15 protein-coding genes are annotated in these 20302 nt (G+C 64.4%); 10 read left to right on the top strand and 5 right to left on the bottom strand.

Annotated elements, in window-relative coordinates; genetic code table 11:
- The first annotated feature begins 39 nt into the window (after positions 1–39).
- The 5 genes from ABGT73_RS12155 (at position 40) to ABGT73_RS12135 (ending at position 8320) form a co-directional block, all read left to right on the top strand.
- The gene (locus ABGT73_RS12155) at positions 40–750 is read left to right on the top strand and encodes a LytTR family DNA-binding domain-containing protein (protein ID WP_346669930.1); all 711 of its coding nucleotides are present in this window, start codon (positions 40–42) and stop codon (positions 748–750) included.
- Complete coding sequence (locus ABGT73_RS12150) at positions 747–2024, top strand: ATP-binding protein (RefSeq protein ID WP_346669929.1); 1278 nt, start codon at positions 747–749, stop codon at positions 2022–2024. The genes ABGT73_RS12155 and ABGT73_RS12150 overlap by 4 nt, the downstream gene beginning before the upstream one ends.
- 271 nt (positions 2025–2295) lie before the next feature.
- On the top strand, positions 2296–5220 hold the full coding sequence (locus ABGT73_RS12145; RefSeq protein ID WP_346669928.1) for a glycoside hydrolase family 3 N-terminal domain-containing protein: 2925 nt from the start codon (positions 2296–2298) through the stop codon (positions 5218–5220).
- A gap of 122 nt (positions 5221–5342) precedes the next feature.
- Entirely contained in the window at positions 5343–7775 is a 2433-nt protein-coding gene (locus tag ABGT73_RS12140; protein WP_346669927.1) for a glycoside hydrolase family 3 C-terminal domain-containing protein, read from the top strand.
- A complete protein-coding gene (locus ABGT73_RS12135; RefSeq protein WP_346669926.1) occupies positions 7772–8320 on the top strand; it encodes a GtrA family protein in 549 nt (182 codons plus the stop codon). Before ABGT73_RS12140 ends, ABGT73_RS12135 begins: the two co-directional genes overlap by 4 nt.
- 67 nt (positions 8321–8387) lie before the next feature.
- On the opposite strand, the gene ABGT73_RS12130 is transcribed toward ABGT73_RS12135, so the two are convergent.
- The 5 genes from ABGT73_RS12130 to sdaAB form a co-directional block, all read right to left on the bottom strand.
- Positions 8388–8993 carry an MATE family efflux transporter gene (locus ABGT73_RS12130; protein ID WP_346669925.1) on the bottom strand — a complete coding sequence of 202 codons (606 nt, stop codon included), beginning with the start codon at positions 8991–8993 and terminating at the stop codon, positions 8388–8390.
- A gap of 2 nt (positions 8994–8995) precedes the next feature.
- The gene (locus tag ABGT73_RS12125; RefSeq protein ID WP_346669924.1) at positions 8996–9184 is read right to left on the bottom strand and encodes a hypothetical protein; all 189 of its coding nucleotides are present in this window, start codon (positions 9182–9184) and stop codon (positions 8996–8998) included.
- A gap of 79 nt (positions 9185–9263) precedes the next feature.
- Entirely contained in the window at positions 9264–9686 is a 423-nt protein-coding gene (locus tag ABGT73_RS12120) for a MarR family winged helix-turn-helix transcriptional regulator (RefSeq protein ID WP_346669923.1), read from the bottom strand.
- 124 nt (positions 9687–9810) lie between these two features.
- Complete coding sequence (gene sdaAA, locus ABGT73_RS12115) at positions 9811–10689, bottom strand: L-serine ammonia-lyase, iron-sulfur-dependent, subunit alpha (protein WP_346669922.1); 879 nt, start codon at positions 10687–10689, stop codon at positions 9811–9813.
- Positions 10690–10705: 16 nt separating this feature from the next.
- Positions 10706–11362 carry an L-serine ammonia-lyase, iron-sulfur-dependent subunit beta gene (sdaAB, locus tag ABGT73_RS12110; protein WP_346669921.1) on the bottom strand — a complete coding sequence of 219 codons (657 nt, stop codon included), beginning with the start codon at positions 11360–11362 and terminating at the stop codon, positions 10706–10708.
- Between the two features lie 142 nt (positions 11363–11504).
- On the opposite strand from sdaAB, the gene ABGT73_RS12105 reads away from it, so the two are divergent.
- From ABGT73_RS12105 to ABGT73_RS12085, 5 genes are all read left to right on the top strand, one after another.
- A complete protein-coding gene (locus tag ABGT73_RS12105) occupies positions 11505–12896 on the top strand; it encodes an MATE family efflux transporter (protein ID WP_346669920.1) in 1392 nt (463 codons plus the stop codon).
- On the top strand, positions 12893–13387 hold the full coding sequence (locus tag ABGT73_RS12100; protein WP_346669919.1) for a GNAT family protein: 495 nt from the start codon (positions 12893–12895) through the stop codon (positions 13385–13387). Before ABGT73_RS12105 ends, ABGT73_RS12100 begins: the two co-directional genes overlap by 4 nt.
- 21 nt (positions 13388–13408) lie before the next feature.
- Positions 13409–15163, top strand: coding sequence for a glycoside hydrolase family 2 TIM barrel-domain containing protein (locus tag ABGT73_RS12095; protein ID WP_346669918.1), 1755 nt, complete (start codon positions 13409–13411; stop codon positions 15161–15163).
- The gene (locus ABGT73_RS12090) at positions 15147–17117 is read left to right on the top strand and encodes a fructose-1,6-bisphosphatase (protein WP_346669917.1); all 1971 of its coding nucleotides are present in this window, start codon (positions 15147–15149) and stop codon (positions 17115–17117) included. The genes ABGT73_RS12095 and ABGT73_RS12090 overlap by 17 nt, the downstream gene beginning before the upstream one ends.
- 216 nt (positions 17118–17333) lie before the next feature.
- Positions 17334–20294, top strand: coding sequence for an Ig-like domain-containing protein (locus ABGT73_RS12085; protein WP_346669916.1), 2961 nt, complete (start codon positions 17334–17336; stop codon positions 20292–20294).
- Positions 20295–20302: the final 8 nt, after the last annotated feature.

Raw genomic sequence — 20302 nt, 5'->3', positions numbered from 1 at the left:
ATAATAAAATGAAATGGTGTGCGAAAGGAGGCGGTCCGGGTGATCCACATTGCCATTGTGGAGGACGATCCCCAGGTGCGGGAGCAGCTGGTGGGCTATGTGCGCCGGTACGAGCGGCAGTTCGGCAGAATGTTTGATCTGACCACCTTTTCCGACGGGGACGAGATCGTTTCGGACTACCGGGCGGTGTATGACATCATCCTGCTGGACATCGAGATGCAGCGGATGGACGGCATGACGGCGGCGGAGGCCATCCGCAGGGTGGACAAGGATGTCATCCTGATTTTTATCACCAACATGGCCCAGTTTGCCATCCGGGGCTACGCGGTGGATGCCCTGGACTATGTGCTCAAGCCGGTGCCCTACTTTGCCTTTTCCCAGCAGCTGCAGAAGGCGGTGGACCGGCTGCGCAAGCGGCAGACCGTCTTTCTCACCGTGCCGGTGGAGGGCGGTTTGCGGCGCATCGATGTGTCGGCCCTCTATTACCTGGCCAGCGAGGGCCACTCGGTGCGGTTCTACACCGAGTACGGGGACTTTTCCGCCCCCGGCAGCCTGAAGAGCTACGAGGAAAAACTGGCGGGCAAGCCCTTTGCCCGGTGCAACAGCGGCTATATCGTCAACCTGGCCCAGGTGCTGGCGGTGCAGCAGAACACCGTCCAGGTGGGGCCCCACCATCTGCAGATCAGCCGTCCCCGCAAGAAGGCCTTTCTGGAGGCCCTCACCGATTACATCGGAGGGAGCGGAAAATGATCCTGCCTGATATTCCCCGGCTCTACACCGCCCTGGCCGAGTGGCTGGCCTGCCTGCTCTATGTGCTGGCGCTGCCCCGGCGGTTCGGCAAGGGGGCCGCGGCGGCCATCAGCACCGGGGCGCTGGCGGTGCTGGGGGTGTTTTTGCATCTCACCGGCGATGTGCCGCTGGTGTGGTGGATCCCCTGCATGGGGGCGGCGGTGGGCATGATGTACGCCTTCCTCTTCCTCTGCTGCGAGATCCATCCCCGGGAGGCGGGGTACACCTGCGCCCGGGCCTTCATTCTGGCGGAGTTTGCCGCCAGCCTGGAATGGCAGATCCACTGTGTGCTCTGGCCGGGGCGCAGCCCCTGGGCGGTGCCCTCCCTGGTGCTGCTGGCGATGGTGTACAGCCTTGTGTACAGCTTTGCGGGCTGGTACGATTTCCGCCACCGGCGGCCCGAGCGGGGGATGGAGATCACCCGGCGGGCGCTGTTCAGCGCGGTGATCATGGCGGCGGTGGCCTTTGCGGTGAGCAATCTGGCCTTCACCCAGGATGGCCAGGCCACCTTCACGGTGTTTTATATCCGCACGCTGGTGGACCTGGCGGGGGTGCTGGTGCTGTCGCTGCAGCAGGACCAGCTGCGGGAGGACTGGCTCCACCGGGAGCTGGAAGCCATGGACAACGTGCTGCACCGCCAGTACGAGCAGTACCAGCAGAGCCGGGAGAGCATCCGGCTCATCAACCGGCACTGCCACGACCTGAAACTGCAGATCGCGGCCATCCGGGCGGAGCACGACCCCGGCAAGCGGGCGGCGGCGCTGGACGAGATGGAGAGCGGCATCCGGATGTACGAGGCCCAGAACAAGACGGGCAACCCGGTGCTGGACACGCTGCTCACCGCCAAGAGCCTCTACTGCCAGCAGCACGACATCAACTTCACCTGTGTGGCGGACGGGCATCTGCTGGACTTCATGCCCACGGGGGATATCTGCACCATTGTGGGCACGGCGCTGGACAACGCCACCGAGAGCGTCCAGACGCTGCACGATGCCGACAAGCGGCTCATCCGGGTGGCCATCTTTGCCCAGCACGGCTTTGTGATGCTGCGGTTCGAGAACTACTGCGAGGTGCCGGTGCAGCTGGATGCCGACGGCATGCCGCCCCACGGCTACGGGGTGCGCACGGTCCGGGCGGCGGCGGAAAAGTACGGCGGCACCGTGACGGTGCACTGCAAGGACGGCTGGTTCATCCTGCGGGTGCTGCTGCCCGCGGCGGGTTCCAGTGCAAAATAGGGAAAAACTGCAGACCGGTCTGTGCATAATGCACAGACCGGTTTTTTGTGGGGGTTCGACACACTGCACAAAGAAAGACCCGGAAAACCTGTAAGAATTGCACAATACATTTTTGCCCAAAAAGGGGATTGTGAACAAAGTGTGTCACAAAAATGACAGTTTTTGCAAAGGGTGTAGAAATTCTTTGTGGAAATCGTTATAGTAATTTTGTTTCAATGAAGGGAGCGCGCGGCCCTTCATCCCAAAATGTACAACAAGGAGGAAGAAAAACATGTTGGCTATCAATATGGATGATGTCCTGAACGTGCTGAACACGGTAGCCCCCTACCTGATCGGGTTTGCCGTGGTTCTGGTGCTGGCCATCATCGTTATGATCGCCTGCCAAAAGCTGGGCAAAACCAAGAAATATCTGATCCGCAGTCAGGCGGGTCTGGCCATTCTGCTGGCCTTCGGCATCGTTGCCAACCTGGTGGCATTCGGACCCATGTCCACCATGATTTCCCTGGCCACCGGCGGCGGCACCATCTCGGAGGAATCCACCGATGCTGCCACCGAACTGTGCACCGACATTGCGGAAGAGGGCATTGTGCTGCTGAAGAATGACGACAGCACCCTGCCCCTGGCGTCGGGCGACAACGTGAACGTCTTCGGCTGGGCGTCCATCAATCCCTGCTACGGCGGCACCGGTTCCGGCGCCCTGAGCGACGCCTTCCCCATGGTCAGCCTGCTGGACGGCCTGCGCGGCGCGGGCCTCAACCCCAACCAGGAACTGATCGACTTCTACACCAACTACAAGGCAGACCGTCCCGAAGTGGGCATGTGGGCCGGCGACTGGACGCTGCCTGAGCCCGCCGCCAGCCTCTACACCGACGAGCTCATGAACAGCGCCAAGGAGTACTCCGACACGGCCATCATCGTGATCACCCGCGTCGGCGGCGAAGGCGCCGACCTGCCCACCGACATGGCCGCTCTGGCCGCCGGCACCGCCGAGGACGTGGGCTACGACCAGGTGTATGACGACACCCTCAACGAGGGCAACGACTGGGACGAGGGCGACACCTACCTGAACCTGACCAACCAGGAAGAGGCCATGGTGGACCTGGTCTGCAAGAACTTCGACAAGGTCGTCGTGGTGTACAACGGCGCCAACACCATGGAGCTGGGCTTCGTGGATCAGTACCCCCAGATCAAGAGCGTGCTGTGGTGCCCCGGTGCCGGCCAGTCCGGCTTCAGCGGCCTGGGCAACATCATCGCCGGTGCGGTGAACCCCTCCGCCAAGACCACCGATACCTTCGTCTATGACCTGACCGCCACCCCCACCTTCAACAACTTCGGCATGATGCACTACACCAACATGGACGAGTTCGCAGTGGAGGATACCCTGCCTTCCTTCGTCAACTACGTGGAGGACATCTACGTCGGCTACAAGTTCTATGAGACCGCCGCTACGGAAGGCCTCATCGACTACGACAAGACCGTGCAGTATCCCTTCGGCTACGGCCTGTCCTACACCACCTTCAGCCAGACCCTCAACGACGTGACCGAGGCGGACGGCGTCATCACCGTCAGCGCCACCGTCACCAACACCGGCTCTGTGGCCGGCAAGGACGTGGTGGAAGTCTACTACAACCCGCCCTACACCAACGGCGGCATCGAGAAGGCCTCCGCCAACCTCATCGGCTTCGCCAAGACCCAGACCCTGGAGCCCGGCGCCAGTGAGGATGTGACCGTCACCTTCAACGTGGAGGACATGGCCTCCTACGATGACAAGACCGCCAAGGCCTACGTGCTGGAAGCCGGCGACTACGTCATCTCCATCAACTCGGATTCCCACACTGTCATCGACAGCAAGACCTACAACGTGCCCGCCACCATCACCTACAGCGGCGACAACAAGCGCTCCGGCGATGAAGTCACCGCCACCAACCAGTTCGACTATGCCCGCGGCACGGCCACCTATCTGTCCCGTGCGGATCATTTCGCCAACTACGCCCAGGCCACCGCGGCCCCGGCCAGCTACGAGATGCCCGCCGACTCCAAGGCGACCTTCTACAACATCTCCAACTACGACGCCACCACCGATGACGATCCCGACGCCGAGGCCCCTGTGACCGGCGCGGCAGGCGATGTCCAGCTGGTGGATCTGCGCGGCCTGGACTACGACGATCCCGCCTGGGACGGCCTGCTGGACCGGCTCACCGTGGAGGAAATGAACTCCCTGATCTCTCTGGGCGGCTACCAGACCAACAGCATCGACAGCATCGGCAAGGTGCGCACCAACGACTGCGACGGTCCCGCCTCCATCAACAACAACTTCACCGGCACCGGTTCCATCGGCTTCCCCGCCGCTGTGATGATCGCCAACACCTGGAACGTGGATATCGCCACCTCCTTCGGCGACAGCATCGGTCAGATGGCCGAGGAGATGGATGTCTCCGGCTGGTACGCGCCCGCCATGAACATCCACCGCTCTGCCTTCGCCGGCCGTAACTTCGAGTACTACTCCGAGGACGGCTTCCTCTCCGGCCAGATGGCGGCCCATGCGGTCCAGGGTGCTGCGACCCACGGCGTCTACGCCTACGTCAAGCACTTCGCCATGAACGACCAGGAGACCAACCGCTGCGGCATGCTCTGCACCTGGAGCACCGAGCAGGCCATCCGTGAGATCTACCTCAAGCCCTTCGAGATCGCCATCAAGCAGGGCGGCGCCCAGGCTGTCATGTCCTCCTTCAACTACATCGGCAACCGCTGGGCCGGCGGCACCAAGGAACTGTGCCAGACCGTCCTGCGTGACGAATGGGGCTTCCAGGGCTTCGTGCTCACCGACTACTTCGGCGTGTACGGCTACATGAGCGCTGATCAGGGCGTGCGCAACGGCACCGACTGCATGCTGGTCAACTATCCCACCGAGACCAGCATGGTGGGCAGCCTGACCGACGGCAACATCGGCAACAGCGGTCTGCAGGCCATGCGCACCGCCACCCACAACATCCTCTACACCGTGGTCAACTCCCGTGCCTACACAGAGGAGAACCTCAACCCCGGCATGCCTGCCTGGCAGATCGGCGCCATCACCATCGACGTGGTGCTGGTCCTGATCATTGTGGGTCTGGAAGTCGGTGTGGTCAGGAAAGGCTACACCAAGCGCAAGGAGGAAGAGGCCAAAGCCACCGTGCAGGAGAACACCGAGGCCTGATGCCCCGCTTCTGATACGGACATCCTCTGAAACTTCCGTCTAAGGATCACTGGCTGCGCCTGGTTTCTGCTGACAGGCAGACGCCGGGCGCAGCCCTCTTTTGTTAAGGAGCATCTGTAACTATGCCTGATGTCAAAAGCATAATCCGGGAACTGTCGCTGGAACAGAAATGCGCCCTGCTTTCCGGCGGGGATACCTTCCAGAGCCGGGGCCTGCCCCAGTTCGGCATCCCGTCCATCTGGCTGTCCGACGGCCCCCACGGCGTGCGCAAGCAGGCGGGCGCCAGCGACCACCTGGGCATCAACCCCAGCGAGCCGGCCACCTGTTTCCCCACGGCGTCGGCGGTGGCCTCCAGCTGGGACCCCGCCCTGGGCGAGGAGATGGGCCAGGCCCTGGGCCAGGAAGCGGCCGCCCAGAACGTGGCGGTGCTGCTGGGCCCCGGCCTCAACGTAAAGCGCAGCCCGCTGTGCGGACGCAACTTCGAGTATTTCTCGGAGGACCCCTACCTGGCGGGCAAGATGGCGGCATCCTACATCCGCGGTATCCAGAAAAACGGCATCGCGGCCTGCCCCAAGCACTTTGCCGCCAACAACCAGGAGCTGCGCCGGATGGCCAGCGATTCCATCGTGGATGAGCGCACCCTGCGGGAACTCTACCTGACCAACTTCGAGATCGCCGTCACCGAGGGTCATCCCAAGACCATCATGACCAGCTACAACCTCATCAACGGCACCTACGCCAACGAGAACGCCCATCTTCTGCAGGAGATCCTGCGGGACACCTGGGGCTTTGACGGCGCGGTGGTCACCGACTGGGGCGGTTCCAACGACCACGCCCTGGGCGTGAAGAACGGCTCCACGCTGGAGATGCCCGCCCCGGGCCTGGATTCCGCCCGGGAGCTGTGCAAGGCCGTGAAGGACGGCAAGATCTCCGAGGTGGACATCAACGTCCGGCTGGAGGAGCTGCTCAACCTCATCAACGACACCACCGGCGCCCTGGAAAAGGCGCCCAAGACCATCGACTGGGAGGCCCACCACGCCCTGGCCCGCAAGGCCGCGGCGGAGAGCATCGTCCTGCTGAAGAACAAGGGCGACCTGCTGCCCCTGGACCCCGAGGCCAAAATCGCCGTCATCGGCGACTTCGCCCAGACGCCCCGGTATCAGGGCGCCGGGTCCAGCGTGGTCAACGCCCCCAAGGTGGACAGCTTCCTGCAGGTCTTCGAGGAGAGCGGCCTGCACAGCGTGGGCTTTGCCCAGGGCTTCAACCGCCAGGGCAAACCGGACCCCTCCCTCCAGGCGAAAGCCGTGGAGCTGGCGGCCCAGGCCGACGTGGTGCTGCTCTTCCTGGGGCTCGATGAGGTGAAGGAGAGCGAGGGTCTTGACCGCAGCGACATGAAGCTGGCCAAGAACCAGATCGACCTGCTGCTGGCCATCCACCGGGTGAACCCCAAGCTGGTGGTCATCCTCAGCAGCGGCAGCGCCGTGGAGACCGGCTGGCAGAGCCACTGCCAGGGCCTGCTGTGGGCGGGCCTGGGCGGCCAGGCCGGCGCCGGCGCCGTGCTGGATGTGCTCACCGGCAAGGTGAACCCCGGCGGCCATCTGGCCGAGACCTGGCCGCTGCACATGGAGGAGAACCCCTCCTACCACAACTTCGGCGGCCCGGGCCGCAACGTGGAGTACCGGGAGGGCCTCTATGTGGGCTACCGCTACTACCAGACCGCCGGTGTGCCGGTGGCCTATCCCTTCGGCTACGGCCTGTCCTACACCACCTTTGCCTACAGCAACCTGACCGCCACCCCCAACGGTGTGACGGTGACGGTGGAAAACACCGGTGACCGCGCCGGCGACGAGGTGGTACAGGTCTACATCGCCAAACCCGACGCCAAGATCTTCCGTCCTGCCCAGGAGCTGAAAGGCTTCCTGCGGGTGCACCTGGAGGCTGGGGAGAGCCGCACGGTGACCATCCCGCTGGACGACAAGGCCTTCCGCTACTGGAACGACCCCGCCGGCCGCTGGGCCGTGGAGGGCGGCAGCTACGAGGTCCGTGTGGGCGGCTCCAGCGCCGACATCCAGCTGACCGCCACCGTGACGGTGGCCGCCTCCGGGGACGCCAACCCCTACGAGGGACTGACCCTGCCCCACTACCAGAGCGGCCAGGTCCAGGATGTGCCCGACGAGGAATTCACCGCGCTGCTGGGCCATCCCATCCCGGTGTCCAAGGTGGCCATCGACCGCAACATGACGCTGGGGGAGATCGGCCATGCCCGCAGCCCGCTGGGCTGGCTGGTGCATGTGATCCACAAGCATCTGCTCATGAAGAGCCTGGAGAGCGGCACCCCCGACCTGAACCTGCTGTTCAACTACAACATGCCGCTGCGTGCCATCGCCAAAATGACGGGCGGCATCGTCAGCATGGGCATGGTGGACGCCCTGGTCATGGAGCTCAAGGGCTTCTGGATCATCGGCATCGTGCGTCTGCTGGTGGAATTCGTGAAAAATGACCGCGCCAACAAGGCGATGGAAAAGCGCCTGGCGGAAGGAGGACACAAGCAATGAAACTGTGGAACGCCTTTGCCGAAAAACACCCCGCCGCCGCCCAATGGGTGCGGGAGGGCGGACTTTTCGTCATCGTCAGCAACCTGATCACGGTGCTCAAGTACCTGCTGCTGCAGTTTTTGCCCGCGGCCTTCGCGGGCCTGGGGGACGCCAGCTTCGGCTGGCCCGGCATCCCGCTGACGCTGTTCGGCGAGACCTTCCAGTGGAACATCCTGGGCTATGACCAGGAACACGGCGGCCTTGCCTACTTCTGCGCCTACATGGTGGCCATGGTCATCGGCGAGTGCATCAACTTCCCCATCCAGCGCAACTTCGTCTTCCGTTCCAACGGCAAGCTGGGCCCCCAGATCGGCTGGTATCTGGCCGCCTTCTGCCTCATCACCTGCATCGTCAACTCCATCAACTGCATCTGGGTGGCGGTGGCCGGCCTGCTGGTGCCCGATTTCATCTATAACATCGGCACCACCGTCCTCAACGGCGGCATCTCCATGGTGGTCTTCTTCTTCGTGAACAAGAAGATCTTCCCCGCCGCCAAGCAGAACTGAGACATTCCCTTTCTTCCCATAGAAAAGCGCCCCGCGGGCGGAAAACCGCGGGGCGCTTTGTTTTGTTTCAGGGCAGCCAGTCCATCCAGCTGCGGGCAAAAAGATTGTCCTTCAGGCAGACAAAATAGAAGGCCCCGTGGAGCGGGATGCCCGCCAGATCGAACCGGGCCAGGCGGCCCCCGGCCAGTTCCCGGGCCACCGCCGCCTCGTAGAGGAAACTCACCCCCAGCCCGTCGGCGGCCAGCGCTTTCAGGATGGCGAAGTCGCTTAGGGTGGCGGCGCCCACCACGCCCCAGTCCAGCCCCACGATGAAGACCGCGTCCAGGATGATGTTGGTCACGGCGCCGATGCCGGTGACGCACATGCCCAGCACCGGCTTGCCGGACACCCGCACGAAGTCGCAGAACAGCTGGGACAGCCCCTGGAAAAGGCATCCCAGGGCCACGATGCGGTAGTAGGCGATGGCGTAGGGGTAGGCGGTGTCGGTGACGCCGAAAAGCACCAGCAGCGGGTCGGCCAGCACCAGCAGAAAGACGGTGAGCAGCACTTCCCAGCCGCAGACCAGCACAAAGGCGTTGCCGAAGGCCTTGTGCATCCGCCTGGTCTCCCCCTGGCCGGAGAGCAGGCTGAAGAAGGTGGCGCCGCCGGCGCTGCACATCAGCCCGAAGGCCATCATCATGTAGGAGAGGGGAAGCAGACCGACAGGCCCGCCAGCGCGGAGGTGCCGTTGACGTTGCCCACGAACATCCGGTCCACAATGTTGTAGATGGCGGTGATGAGCAGCGAGATGGCGGCGGGAATGGAAAACCGCAGAATCATGGGGAACAGTTTGCCGTGGAGATAGTCCACCTGGTTTGCCTGCATAGCAAGACCTCCGTAAAAAGTTTAGTTTCCTAAGTATCGGGGGCGCAAAAGCGCTGCCGGGAAAAACCGGCAGCGGGATTCAGTGCATATTGTCCAGCATTTGTTCAATGACCCGGAAGAAGACCTCCAGGTCGGCGGCGTCCACGTCCCGGGTCAGCTCGGCCTCCAGCCCCTGGATGTCGGCCATGACGGCGGCACGGTAGGCCAGGGCCTTGTCGGTGACGACGATCCGCTTGCGGCGGGCGTCCCGGGGCAGGGGTTCCCGGCGGATGAGGCCGTCCCGCTCCATGGATTTGAGCAGCTGGGTGGCGGTGGAGGGGCGCAGGCTGAACTCGTCCTCGATATCCTTCTGGAAGACATCGTCCTGCTGGGCCAGCAGAAAGTGCAGCGCCCGCCCCTGGGACCCTCTCATCCTGCCGTGGGTGGAAAAGGCGTCGATGCGGCGGCGCAGCTTGTTGGACAGCTTGCTCACATACCGCGCGGCGTGACGGTCGTGCTGCATGGTTCTTCCTCCTTATACTTAGGTTCCTAAATAAAGATGGCCCAAAAACCCGCCCCTGTCAAGGGGCGGGCGGGAAAATGTTGAACAGTCCGGCTCCGGCGGTGCGGGAAAATCCCGCAGCCTTTTATCCGAACACCTGTTTGCGCAAACGGCAGGCGGTGGGGGTGGCGGCAAGGCCCCCCTCGGCGGTCTCCTTCAGGGTGGGGGACATGGTGTTGCCCACCCGGCGCATGGCCACAATGACCTCGTCGGCGGGGATGCGGCTGGAAATGCCCGCCAGGGCCAGTTCCGCCGCCATGAAGGCGATGGCCGCCCCGGCGGCGTTGCGCTTGATGCAGGGGATCTCCACCAGCCCGGCCACCGGGTCGCAGACCAGCCCCAGCTGGCTCTTCAGGGCGATGGCCACCGCGTCGTCCAGCATCTGGGGCGTGCCGCCCGAAAGTTCCACCAGCGCGGCGGCCGCCATGGCGGCCGCGCTGCCGCACTCCGCCTGGCAGCCCCCCTGGGCCCCGGCCAGACAGGCGTTCTCGGCAATGACCAGCCCCACGGCGCTGGCGGTGAACATGCTCATGACGCAGTCATGTTCGGTGGCGCCCCGCTCCTCCATGGTGAGCAGCACAGCGGGCAGGATGCCGCAGCTGCCGGCGGTGGGGGCCGCCACAATGCGGCCCATGGCGGCGTTCAGCTCACTGACGGCCAGCGCCCGGTAGAGCGCCCCGCCCAGCACCGGGCCGGTGAGGTTCTGCCCCGCCTCCACCCGGCGGCGCATTTTCGCGGCGTCCCCGCCGGTGAGGCCGCTGGTGGACCGCAGGTCGGGGTCACAGCCCGGCTCGATGCAGGCCGCCATGACCCGGAAGTTTTCCTCCATGTGGCGGAACACTTGCTCCTCGGTCTGTTCCAGCTGGGCGGCCTGCTGGCGCAGCACCAGCGCCGACAGCGGTTCGTTTGCCTGTTCGGCGGCCAGGACCAGCCCGGCCAGGGAATGGTAGTTCAGTTCTTCCATGGCGTCCTCCTTTCCTTCAGGGCAGCAGCATGACGCAGAGCAGCACGGCGGGCAGCGCCCGGATGCGGGCGGCCAGGATCTCGTCCAGCCCGCCGTCCATCTCGATGGTCATGACGGCCTCCCCGCCCTTCTGCCGGCGGGAGAGGGAAAAATTGCAGATGTTCACGCCCCGGTCGGCCAGAATGTCGGTGACCTGGGCGATGACGCCGGGACGGTCCCGGTGCTGTACGATGAGGCTGGGATGCTGGCCGCTGATCCGCACCGGCATGCCGTTGATGGCGTCGATGAGGATGTTGCCTCCGCCGATGCTGCATCCCCGCACCGTCACGGTACCTCCCCCGCGCCCCGTCAGGGTGAGCAGGGCGGTGTTGGGATGGCCTTCGGGCAGCTCCCCGGTGGAAAGGTCGATGGCCAGCCCTTCCTCCCGGGCGATCCGGGGCGAAAGCCGCAGCCGGGCGTCGTCGGGGTCCATGCCCAGAATGCCGGCGATGAGGGCCTTGTCGGTGCCGTGGCCCTTGTAGGTCTTGGCAAAACTGCCGTAGAGTACGATTTTGGCGGCGACGGGCTGGTCCTGCAGCAGCTGCCGGGCAATGTGCCCGATGCGCGCCGCCCCCGCCGTGTGGCTGCTGGAGGGACCGATCATGACCGGCCCGATGATGTCGAATACGTTCACAATACTTTCCACCCCTTTCCGGAATATGGGCAAATTGTACCACAACCGGGCCGCAAAAACAACCGCCGCGCCCCGGGTTCCGGCGGGCGGGGAAATATGCTATAATAAAACAGAATCTGTGGTATAGGAAAGGAAGAGAACTATGGCATCGACCTCCCACGGCGGCCAGGTGGATTTTTCCACCGGCGATGTGCGCCGCGGCATCCTGGACGTGGCCGCCCCCATGCTGGTGGCCCAGGTGCTCAATCTTTTGTACAACATTGTGGACCGCATCTACATCGGCAAAATCCCCGGGGAGGGTACCCTGGCCCTGGCCGGACTGGGCCTGTGCTTTCCCATCGTCACGCTGGTCACCGCCTTTGCCAACCTGTTCGGGGTGGGCGGAGCGCCGCTCTGCTCCATTGCCCGGGGCCAGAAGGACGATAAAACCGCCGGCAAGATCATGGCCAACGCCTACTTCATGCTGGTGGTCTGCGGGCTGGTGCTCACCGTGGTGGGGCTGGTCTTCCACAAACCGGTGCTCTACCTCTTCGGCGCCAGCGACGACACCTACCGCTACGCCGCCGACTATCTGGTCATCTATCTGCTGGGCACCGTCTTCGTCATGACTTCCCTGGGCCTCAACCCCTACATCAACAGCCAGGGCTTCGCCCGCATCGGCATGCTCACCGTGCTGCTGGGCGCCGCCGCCAACATCGTGCTGGACCCCATCCTCATCTATGCCTGCGGGCTGGGCGTGCGGGGCGCCGCCATCGCCACCGTCATCTCCCAGGGGCTGTCCGCCGCCTGGGTGCTGCGGTTTTTGACCGGCCCCAAAACCGAGCTGCGCCTGGTTTTCCGGGGCTTTTCCCCCGACTGGGCCTGCATCCGCCGCATCACGGCGCTGGGCACCTCCAGCTTCGTCATGTCCTTCACCGACAGCCTCGTCCAGGTGGCCTGCAACGCCACCCTGCGCACCTTCGGCGGCGACCTCTACATCAGCGTCATGACGGTCATCAACTCGGTGCGCCAGATCGCCCAGACCCCCGTCATGGCCCTCACCGACGGCGCCTCCCCGGTCATCAGCTACAACTACGGCGCCCGCAATGTGCCCCGGGTGCGTAAGGCCATCCGCTTCATGACCCAGCTGGGCTTCGGCTACACCATGCTGATCTGGGCGCTGATCTCGCTGTTCCCGGCGGCCTTCATCATGATCTTCAACCATGACCCCGACCTGCTTACCGCCGCCGTGCCGTCGCTGCACATCTACTTCTTCGGCTTCGTCATGATGGCCTTCCAGTTCAGCGGCCAGAGCGTCTTCAAGTCGCTGAACAAGCCCAAAATGGCCATCTTCTTCTCGCTGCTGCGCAAGGCCATCATCGTGGTGCCGCTGACCCTGCTGCTGCCCCACATTGCCGGGCTGGGCGGCAACGGCGTCTTCCTGGCGGAACCCATCTCCAACTTCATCGGCGGCCTTGCCTGCTACATCACGATGCGCTGCACCGTCATGCCGGAGCTGAAACGGATGGAAGCCCCCGCGGAGGCCGCCCGTTGACCCCCCTCTCGGTCCGCCCCGCCAACCCCGGCGACCTGCCCGCCCTGGCAGCCATCTACCGGGCGGCCCGGGCCTTCATGGCGGCCAGCGGCAACCCCACCCAGTGGGGAACCACCGACCCGCGGCCCGAACTCCTGCGGCAGGACATCGCCCAAGAGCAGCTCTATGTGCTGTGTGACGGGGACACGCCCCGCGCCGCCTTTGCCCTGGTTCCGGGGGAGGACCCCACCTACGCCGTCATTGACGGCGCCTGGCTCAGCGACGCCCCCTACGCCACCATCCACCGGCTGGGCAGCGACGGCACCTGCCACGGTGTCTTTGCCTCGGCCATCGGCTGGGCGGCGGCCCGGCAGCCCCATCTGCGCATCGACACCCACGCCGACAACCACATCATGCAGAAACTGATCGCCCGGGCGGGCTTTCGCTGCTGCGGCATCATCCATGTGGCGGACGGCAGCCCGCGCCTTGCCTACGAACGCCTGCCCGGCTAAGGGCGGAAGGAGGGACCCCTCATGCTGCAAACGCTGCTGACCCCGGCGGGGGAGCGCCTGTCCGGCACACCCTGGCCGGACTATCCGCGTCCCCAGTTCCGGCGGGCGGGGTGGATGAACCTCAACGGCTTGTGGGAGTTTGCCGTCACCGACGGCGGCAACCCGCCCAGCGAATTTCCCCGGGAAATCCTCGTCCCTTTCTGCCCTGAGTGTACCCTCTCGGGCATCGGCGCCCACTACGGCGAGGGCCAGACGCTGTGGTACCGGCGGCGGTTCACCCTGCCGGAAGGCTTTGCCAAAGACCGGGTGGTACTGCACATCGGGGCGGCGGACCAGCTGCTGGGGGCCTGGTGCAGCGGCACGCCGGTGGGCCGCCATCTGGGCGGCTACGAATCCATGACCTTTGACCTCACCGACGCTCTGCGCCCCGGGGAGAATGAGCTGGTACTGCGGGTGCGGGACGATCTGCGCAGCACCGTGCTGCCCTACGGCAAGCAGGTCTTGCAGCGGGGCGGCATGTGGTACACGCCGGTGTCGGGCATCTGGCAGACCGTCTGGCTGGAAAGTCTGCCCGCCCACGCCATTCCCGGGCTCACCATCCGGGCGGACGACCGGGTGGCCCTGCTGGATACCGGCGACTCCACCCAGGAGGGCACCGTCACGGTGCAGACACCCCAGGGCCCGCTGACGGTGCCGCTGCGCACCGGGCGGGCGGCCATCCGGCCCGAGGCGCCCCGGCTGTGGAGCCCCGCCGACCCCTACCTCTATGAATTCGCCATCGACACCCCCACCGACCATGTGGAGAGCTACTTTGCCCTGCGCAAGCTGACCATCGGGCAGGCCGGGGGCCATCCGCGGCTCTGCCTCAACGGGGAGCCGGTGTTTTTCCACGGGGTGCTGGACCAGGGCTACTACTCCGACGGACTCTTCACCCCGGCGGACCCTGCCTGCTACGAGCAGGACATCCGCACTATGCAAAACTTGGGCTTCAACACGCTGCGCAAGCACATCAAGGTAGAGCCGGAAATTTTCTACTGGCTCTGCGATAAACTGGGGATGTTCGTCTTCCAGGACATGGTCAACAACGGCGACTACGCCTACTGGCGGGACACCGTCTGGCCCACCCTGGGGTTGCAGCGCCGCCGCAGCGACGCCCGGATGCACCCCGACCAGAAGACCCGCCAGGCCTTCTACGACGGCATGGCGGCCACGGTGGCCCAGCTGGGAAACCACCCCTGCATCGTCTGCTGGACGATTTTCAATGAGGGCTGGGGGCAGTTTGCCTCCTCGGCAGCCTATGCCCGGCTGCGGCAGCTGGACGATTCCCGCTTCATCGACACCACCTCGGGCTGGTTCCGGGGCGGCGACACCGACGTGGACAGCCGCCACATTTATTACGGCCCCTGGCGGCTGCGGGCCAAGGACAAACCCCTGGTGCTCTCCGAGTTCGGCGGGTGCTGTCTCGCGGTGGAGGGCCACCGCTTCAACCCCGACAAAAGCTACGGCTACAGCACCAGCCGCAGCCCGGCGGAACTGCAGCAGGCGCTGAACCGGCTCTACACAAAAAAGGTGCTGCCCGCGGTGGCGAAAGGTCTCTGCGGGGCCATCTACACCCAGCTATCCGACGTGGAGGACGAGGTCAACGGCCTTGTGACCTACGACCGCCGCGTGGTAAAACCCGACCCCGGCGCGATGCGGGCGCTGGCCGGGCAGCTGCACCAGGCCTTTGCCGCATCCTGTACCGGAAAGGAGCTTACCCATGCCCACCCACAGTGAACATCTGCGGTATCTGCGCTTGCTGGCGCAGCAGTTTCCCACGGTGGCGGCAGCCGCCAGCGAGATCATCCGCATCGAGGCGGTGCTGCAGCTGCCCAAGGGCACCGAGCATTTCATGAGCGACCTGCACGGCGAACACGAGGCCTTTGTGCACATTCTGAACAGTGCGTCGGGGGTCATCCGCGAGAAGATCGACACGGTGCTGGGGGATTCGGTCTCCCCGGCGGAGCGGGCCGACCTGGCGACGCTCATCTACTACCCGGCCCAGAAGCTGCCCGAGCTGAAAGCCGAGCAGACCGATCTGGCGGCGTGGTACCGGGTGACGCTTTTGCGGCTCATCGAGCTGTGCCGGTTTGTCTCCAGCAAGCACACCCGGGCCCATGTGCGGGCGGGTCTGCCGGAAAGCTGTGCCTACATCCTGGACGAGCTGCTCCACGCCCATTTTGAGGACCACGACAAGGACCGCTACTACGGCCAGATCATCGACAGCATGCTGCGCCACGACCGGGCGGACGCCTACATCACACGCCTGTGCGAGATCATCAAGTGGCTGGCGGTGGACCGGCTGCACATTGTGGGGGACCTGTTCGACCGTGGCCCCCGGCCGGACCGGATTCTCGACAGCCTGATGGTCCACCACCAGGTGGATATCCAGTGGGGCAACCACGACGTGGTGTGGATGGGGGCGGCCGCGGGCAGTCCCCTCTGCATCCTGACGGTGCTGAAGACCACCCTGGCCTACAACAACACCGACACCCTGGAAAGCGGCTACGGCATCAGCCTGCGGCAGCTGGAGCGGTTTGCCCAGCGCACCTACGGCGCTTCCGACGTGACCCGCTGGCTGCCCCACACCGACGCCCGCAACGCGGCGGCGGGGGACCTGACGGCCACGGCGCGGATGCACAAGGCGGTGACGATCCTCATGCTCAAGCTGGAATCGGAGGTCATCGAGCGCAACCCCGACTTCCGCATGGAGGAGCGGGACTGGCTGAAACGCATCGACTGGCAAAAAGGCACGGTGCGCTGCGGGGACAGCGAGTACCTCCTGCTTGACCGGGATTTCCACACCGTGACGCCGGAAAATCCCACGGCCCTCACCGCCGAGGAGCAGCAGGTGGTGGACGGGCTGGTCCGCGCCTTTGCCGAGAGCGAGCGGCTCCAGCGCCACGTGCAGTTTCTGTACGCCCACGGGGCGCTCTACAAGATCTGCAACGGGAACCTGCTCTACCACGGGGCGGTGCCCATGACCCAGGACGGCGAATTTGCCGCCCACGTCTATGAAGGCCATTCCTGGAGCGGCAAGGCGCTGTTTGACTACTGCGACCGGCGGGCTCGGCAGGGGTATTTTGCCCCGGCGGGCAGCGCGGCGCGGCAGGCGGGGCAGGATTTTCTGTGGTATCTGTGGTGCGGGGCGCAGTCGCCGCTCTTCGGCCGCAGCGCCATGACCACCTTCGAGCGGCTCTACATCGCCGACCCCGCCACCCACGTGGAGGTGAAGGACCCCTACTACCGGCTCATCGACCGGCCCGAGACGGCGGACAAGATCCTGGCGGCCTTCGGGCTGCACGGCGAAGGCTGCCACATCGTCAACGGCCATGTGCCGGTGCGGGCCATCGAGGGGGAAAGCCCGGTGAAGGGCGGCGGCAAGCTCATCATCATCGACGGCGGCTTCTGCCGGGCCTATCACCAGCGCACCGGCATTGCGGGGTACACGCTGGTCTGCAATTCCCGGGGACTGATCCTGCGCACCCACCAGCCCTTTGAGAGCATGGAGAAGGCCATCCACGAGGACGAGGACATCGCCAGCAAGAGCGAGTATATCTACACGGCGCCCCGGCGCATCCAGGTGGCGGACACCGACGAGGGTGTGCGCAAGCGGGAGCGTGTGCGGGACCTGGAGGCCCTGGTCAAGGCCTACGAGTGCGGCCTGATTCCCCAGGGCCTGCGGGTGTAACGGGGTAAAAAACCGGACGGCGGGCCGCCCGGCAGGGCGGCCCCCTGTTTTGTGAAAGTTGTAAAATCTGCGCGGAAACGGGCAAAAATTCTTCCTTTTTTTGTCGGAATATGGTATGCTGGAAGTACCTATCAAGATGGGAGCTATGCCCCCGGGCGCCGCTGGCAGGGCTGCGGCCCCTGCCCGGAAGTTCTGCCCGCCGAAGGAGGAACCCGTATGAAAAAAACCATTGTAAGTCTCTTCTGCGTCCTGGCCCTCTGCCTGGGCCTGCTGCCCACCGCGGCGCTGGCGGCGGGAGAAAGTGACCTGTATGTAAGCGGTCAGCTAATTACAGAAAGCGGCTGCTATGAAAACCAAGATGGAACTTGGACAAAGGTTGACGGTGCAGAACCTGCCAGCGGTCAGTTTTACTACGACACCAGTACCGCTACCCTCACGCTGAATAATGTTTCAATTGTGGGAGGTGCATTTGATGGTACAACACTCGGTGCGGGAATCTGTGCAAAAACCAAGAATGAACAAGCTTTGTCAGTAACGATTAACTTAATAGGAACAAACACCGTTTCCGGCAGCTATGGAATCTATGTGAGTGGAGATGGTGACTCAGACCTGATTATCACTGGTTCCGGCAGTTTGTCTGCAGAAGGAACAGGAAATGGCTATGGGGTAGGGATTCAGGTATCAAGCAGTATTGGGTACGCAAACCTTACCATTAATGGAGTTGACGTTTCAACCGCAAATGGAAGTGACCGGGGTATCTATTTTCGCTCCGGTACCAACAATTCCAATGCTGCTCTTACAGTAAATGGCGGAAAACTGACGGTTAGCGCTGATTACGGAATTACTTATCAAATTGGTTCGAATGCCGGCGGCGGCATTCCTAGCCTGACCGTCACTGACAATGCTGTGGTGGACGTGCAGACTGGTGGGTTTTCGATTAATTCTACCGCTGCTTTTCAAGTTGGAGCAGGTGGAGAAAACACCGGCGGCATCGTCTGGAACGGCAGTAACGGCACCGTCTACGGCAATGTGACCCTGCAGAACGACCTCACCGTTGGTGCGGGCGAAACCCTGACCATCCCGGAGGGGGCCTCTCTGGACACGAACGGCAAGACCATCACGGTGCAGAGCGGCGGCAACCTGGAAGGCAAACCCACCGGCAGCGGCACAGTCGTTTACGCCCCCACCATCACCACCCAGCCCGCAGGCCAGGAAGTGACCGTGGGCCAGACCGCCACCTTTACCGTGGCCGCCACCGGCACCAGCCCGACCTATCAGTGGCAGTACAGCACCGACGGCGGCGCAACCTGGACCAATATTCCCGGCGCAACCAGCAATAGCTGCACTACAGATACCACCGCGCTGGACATGAACGGCTACCAGTACCAGTGTGTGGTGAGCAACACGGCGGGCACCGTCACCAGCGTCGCCGCCACCCTTACTGTCCAATCGATCCCCGTCGCATCCGTGACGCTGAATAAAAATACCCTCTCCCTGGTGGTGGACGACACCGAAACCCTGACCGCCACCGTGGAACCGAAGAATGCCACCGACCAGACTCTGACCTGGAGCAGCGATAAGCCTGAAATCGCCAAGGTGGAAAACGGCGTTGTCACCGCCGTGGCCTCCGGCACCGCCACTATCACCGCCACCGCCAACGGCGGCAGCGGAATCTCGGCCACCTGCGAAGTGACGGTAGAACCCAAGACCTACACCATCCAGGTGGCCCCGGCCGAGCTTACCTTCGATGCCGTCCAGGTCGGCTACACCCAGCCCGCGGCCCAGACCGTCACCATCACCAACACCGGCAACCAGCAGGTCACCGTCAAACTGCCCATCGCCACGAACTTTGACATTGCGGCAGGGAAGGGCTTCGAGAACGGCAGCGCCACGATTGAACCCAACGGCACCGCCACCTTCACGGTGCAGCCCAAGGCGGGCCTGGCCGTGGGACAGTATGCGGAAGAACTGACCGTCAGCAACCAAAACGCCGGTGAAGTCAAACTCACCCTCACCTTCAAAGTCAACCCGGTGCTCGTCTCCGGCCTGACGCTGAATCAGAATACCCTCGCCCTCTTTGCGGGGGACAGTGCCACCCTCACCGCCGCCGTGACCCCCGAGAACGCCACCAACAAGACCCTGACCTGGTCCAGCAGCAATACGGCCGTGGCCACGGTGGACCAGAGCGGCAAGGTCACCGCCGTGGCCCCCGGCACCGCCGCCATCACCGTCACCACCAACGACGGCAGCGGCAAGGTCGCCTCCTGCCCCGTCACCGTCACCGCCAAGACCTACGCCCTCACCATCGACCCGGCGGCCATCGGCTTCGGCACCGTGCAGCCCGGCTACACCCAGCCCGCCGCCCGGGAAATCACCGTCAGGAACACCGGCAACCAGACCCTGACCCTCACCCAGCCCACCGCCACCAAATACCTGGTGGGCAGCCTCAGCCGGCTCACCCTGGCCCCCGGCGAAACCGCCACCTTCACGGTGCAGCCCAAGGCCGACCAGCCCGTGGCCGTCTACAACGAAACCATCCTGGTGGTGGGCAACGGCGGCGCCGGGGCCAGCCTCAACCTCTCCTTCACGGTGGAAAAGGCTTCCGGCACCTCCTCCGGCGGGGCTTCCTCCTCTTCCTCCGCCACAACCACCACCGAAAAACGCACCCTCCACTTTGATACCAACGGCGGCCTGCCCCTGGACGATGTGGTCCGCGGCCTGGGCGCCCCCGTGGAACTGTGGCCCTATACCCCTGTGCGGGCGGGCTACCTCTTCCAGGGCTGGTACGCCGACCAGGCCCTGACCCAGGCCGTCAGCAGTGTGGTCCTTACCAAAGACACCACCATCTACGCCAAGTGGGCCGTGGACCCCGCCGCCACCGCCGCCCCGAGCGGCAGCGGTTCCGGCACGGGCAGTTCCGGCAGCTCCGGCAAGGGCAGCGGCAGCCAGGGCGGTACCACCATCACCGTCACCCCGGCCCCCACCGCCAGCCCCACGCCCACCCCGGAACCTACGGCTACCCCCACCCCCGAACCCACCGCCACCCCCGAGGCCTCGGCGGAACCTGAAACCGATACGGACACTGCCTCCTTCCCGGTGGTGCCTGTGGCCGCCGGCGTCATCGTGCTGGTGGTGCTGGTGGGCGGCATCGTCCTCTACCGCCGCTTCCACGACTAAACCGGCGT

Source organism: uncultured Subdoligranulum sp., from assembly GCF_963931595.1.
GTDB lineage: Bacteria > Bacillota > Clostridia > Oscillospirales > Ruminococcaceae > Gemmiger.
Note: the sequence above shows the minus strand (reverse complement) of the source record. Positions and strands in the feature narration are given on the sequence as shown.

What these genes read in the sequence shown, in the direction of transcription:
- ABGT73_RS12150 (WP_346669929.1), top strand. Translation starts at nt 747, where the DNA reads ATGATCCTGCCTGATATTCCCCGGCTCTACACCGCCCTGGCCGAGTGG.
- ABGT73_RS12145 (WP_346669928.1), top strand. Translation starts at nt 2,296, where the DNA reads ATGTTGGCTATCAATATGGATGATGTCCTGAACGTGCTGAACACGGTA.
- ABGT73_RS12140 (WP_346669927.1), top strand. Translation starts at nt 5,343, where the DNA reads ATGCCTGATGTCAAAAGCATAATCCGGGAACTGTCGCTGGAACAGAAA.
- ABGT73_RS12135 (WP_346669926.1), top strand. Translation starts at nt 7,772, where the DNA reads ATGAAACTGTGGAACGCCTTTGCCGAAAAACACCCCGCCGCCGCCCAA.
- ABGT73_RS12130 (WP_346669925.1), bottom strand. Translation starts at nt 8,993, where the DNA reads ATGGCCTTCGGGCTGATGTGCAGCGCCGGCGGCGCCACCTTCTTCAGC.
- ABGT73_RS12125 (WP_346669924.1), bottom strand. Translation starts at nt 9,184, where the DNA reads ATGCAGGCAAACCAGGTGGACTATCTCCACGGCAAACTGTTCCCCATG.
- ABGT73_RS12120 (WP_346669923.1), bottom strand. Translation starts at nt 9,686, where the DNA reads ATGCAGCACGACCGTCACGCCGCGCGGTATGTGAGCAAGCTGTCCAAC.
- sdaAA (WP_346669922.1), bottom strand. Translation starts at nt 10,689, where the DNA reads ATGGAAGAACTGAACTACCATTCCCTGGCCGGGCTGGTCCTGGCCGCC.
- ABGT73_RS12105 (WP_346669920.1), top strand. Translation starts at nt 11,505, where the DNA reads ATGGCATCGACCTCCCACGGCGGCCAGGTGGATTTTTCCACCGGCGAT.
- ABGT73_RS12095 (WP_346669918.1), top strand. Translation starts at nt 13,409, where the DNA reads ATGCTGCAAACGCTGCTGACCCCGGCGGGGGAGCGCCTGTCCGGCACA.
- ABGT73_RS12090 (WP_346669917.1), top strand. Translation starts at nt 15,147, where the DNA reads ATGCCCACCCACAGTGAACATCTGCGGTATCTGCGCTTGCTGGCGCAG.
- ABGT73_RS12085 (WP_346669916.1), top strand. Translation starts at nt 17,334, where the DNA reads ATGAAAAAAACCATTGTAAGTCTCTTCTGCGTCCTGGCCCTCTGCCTG.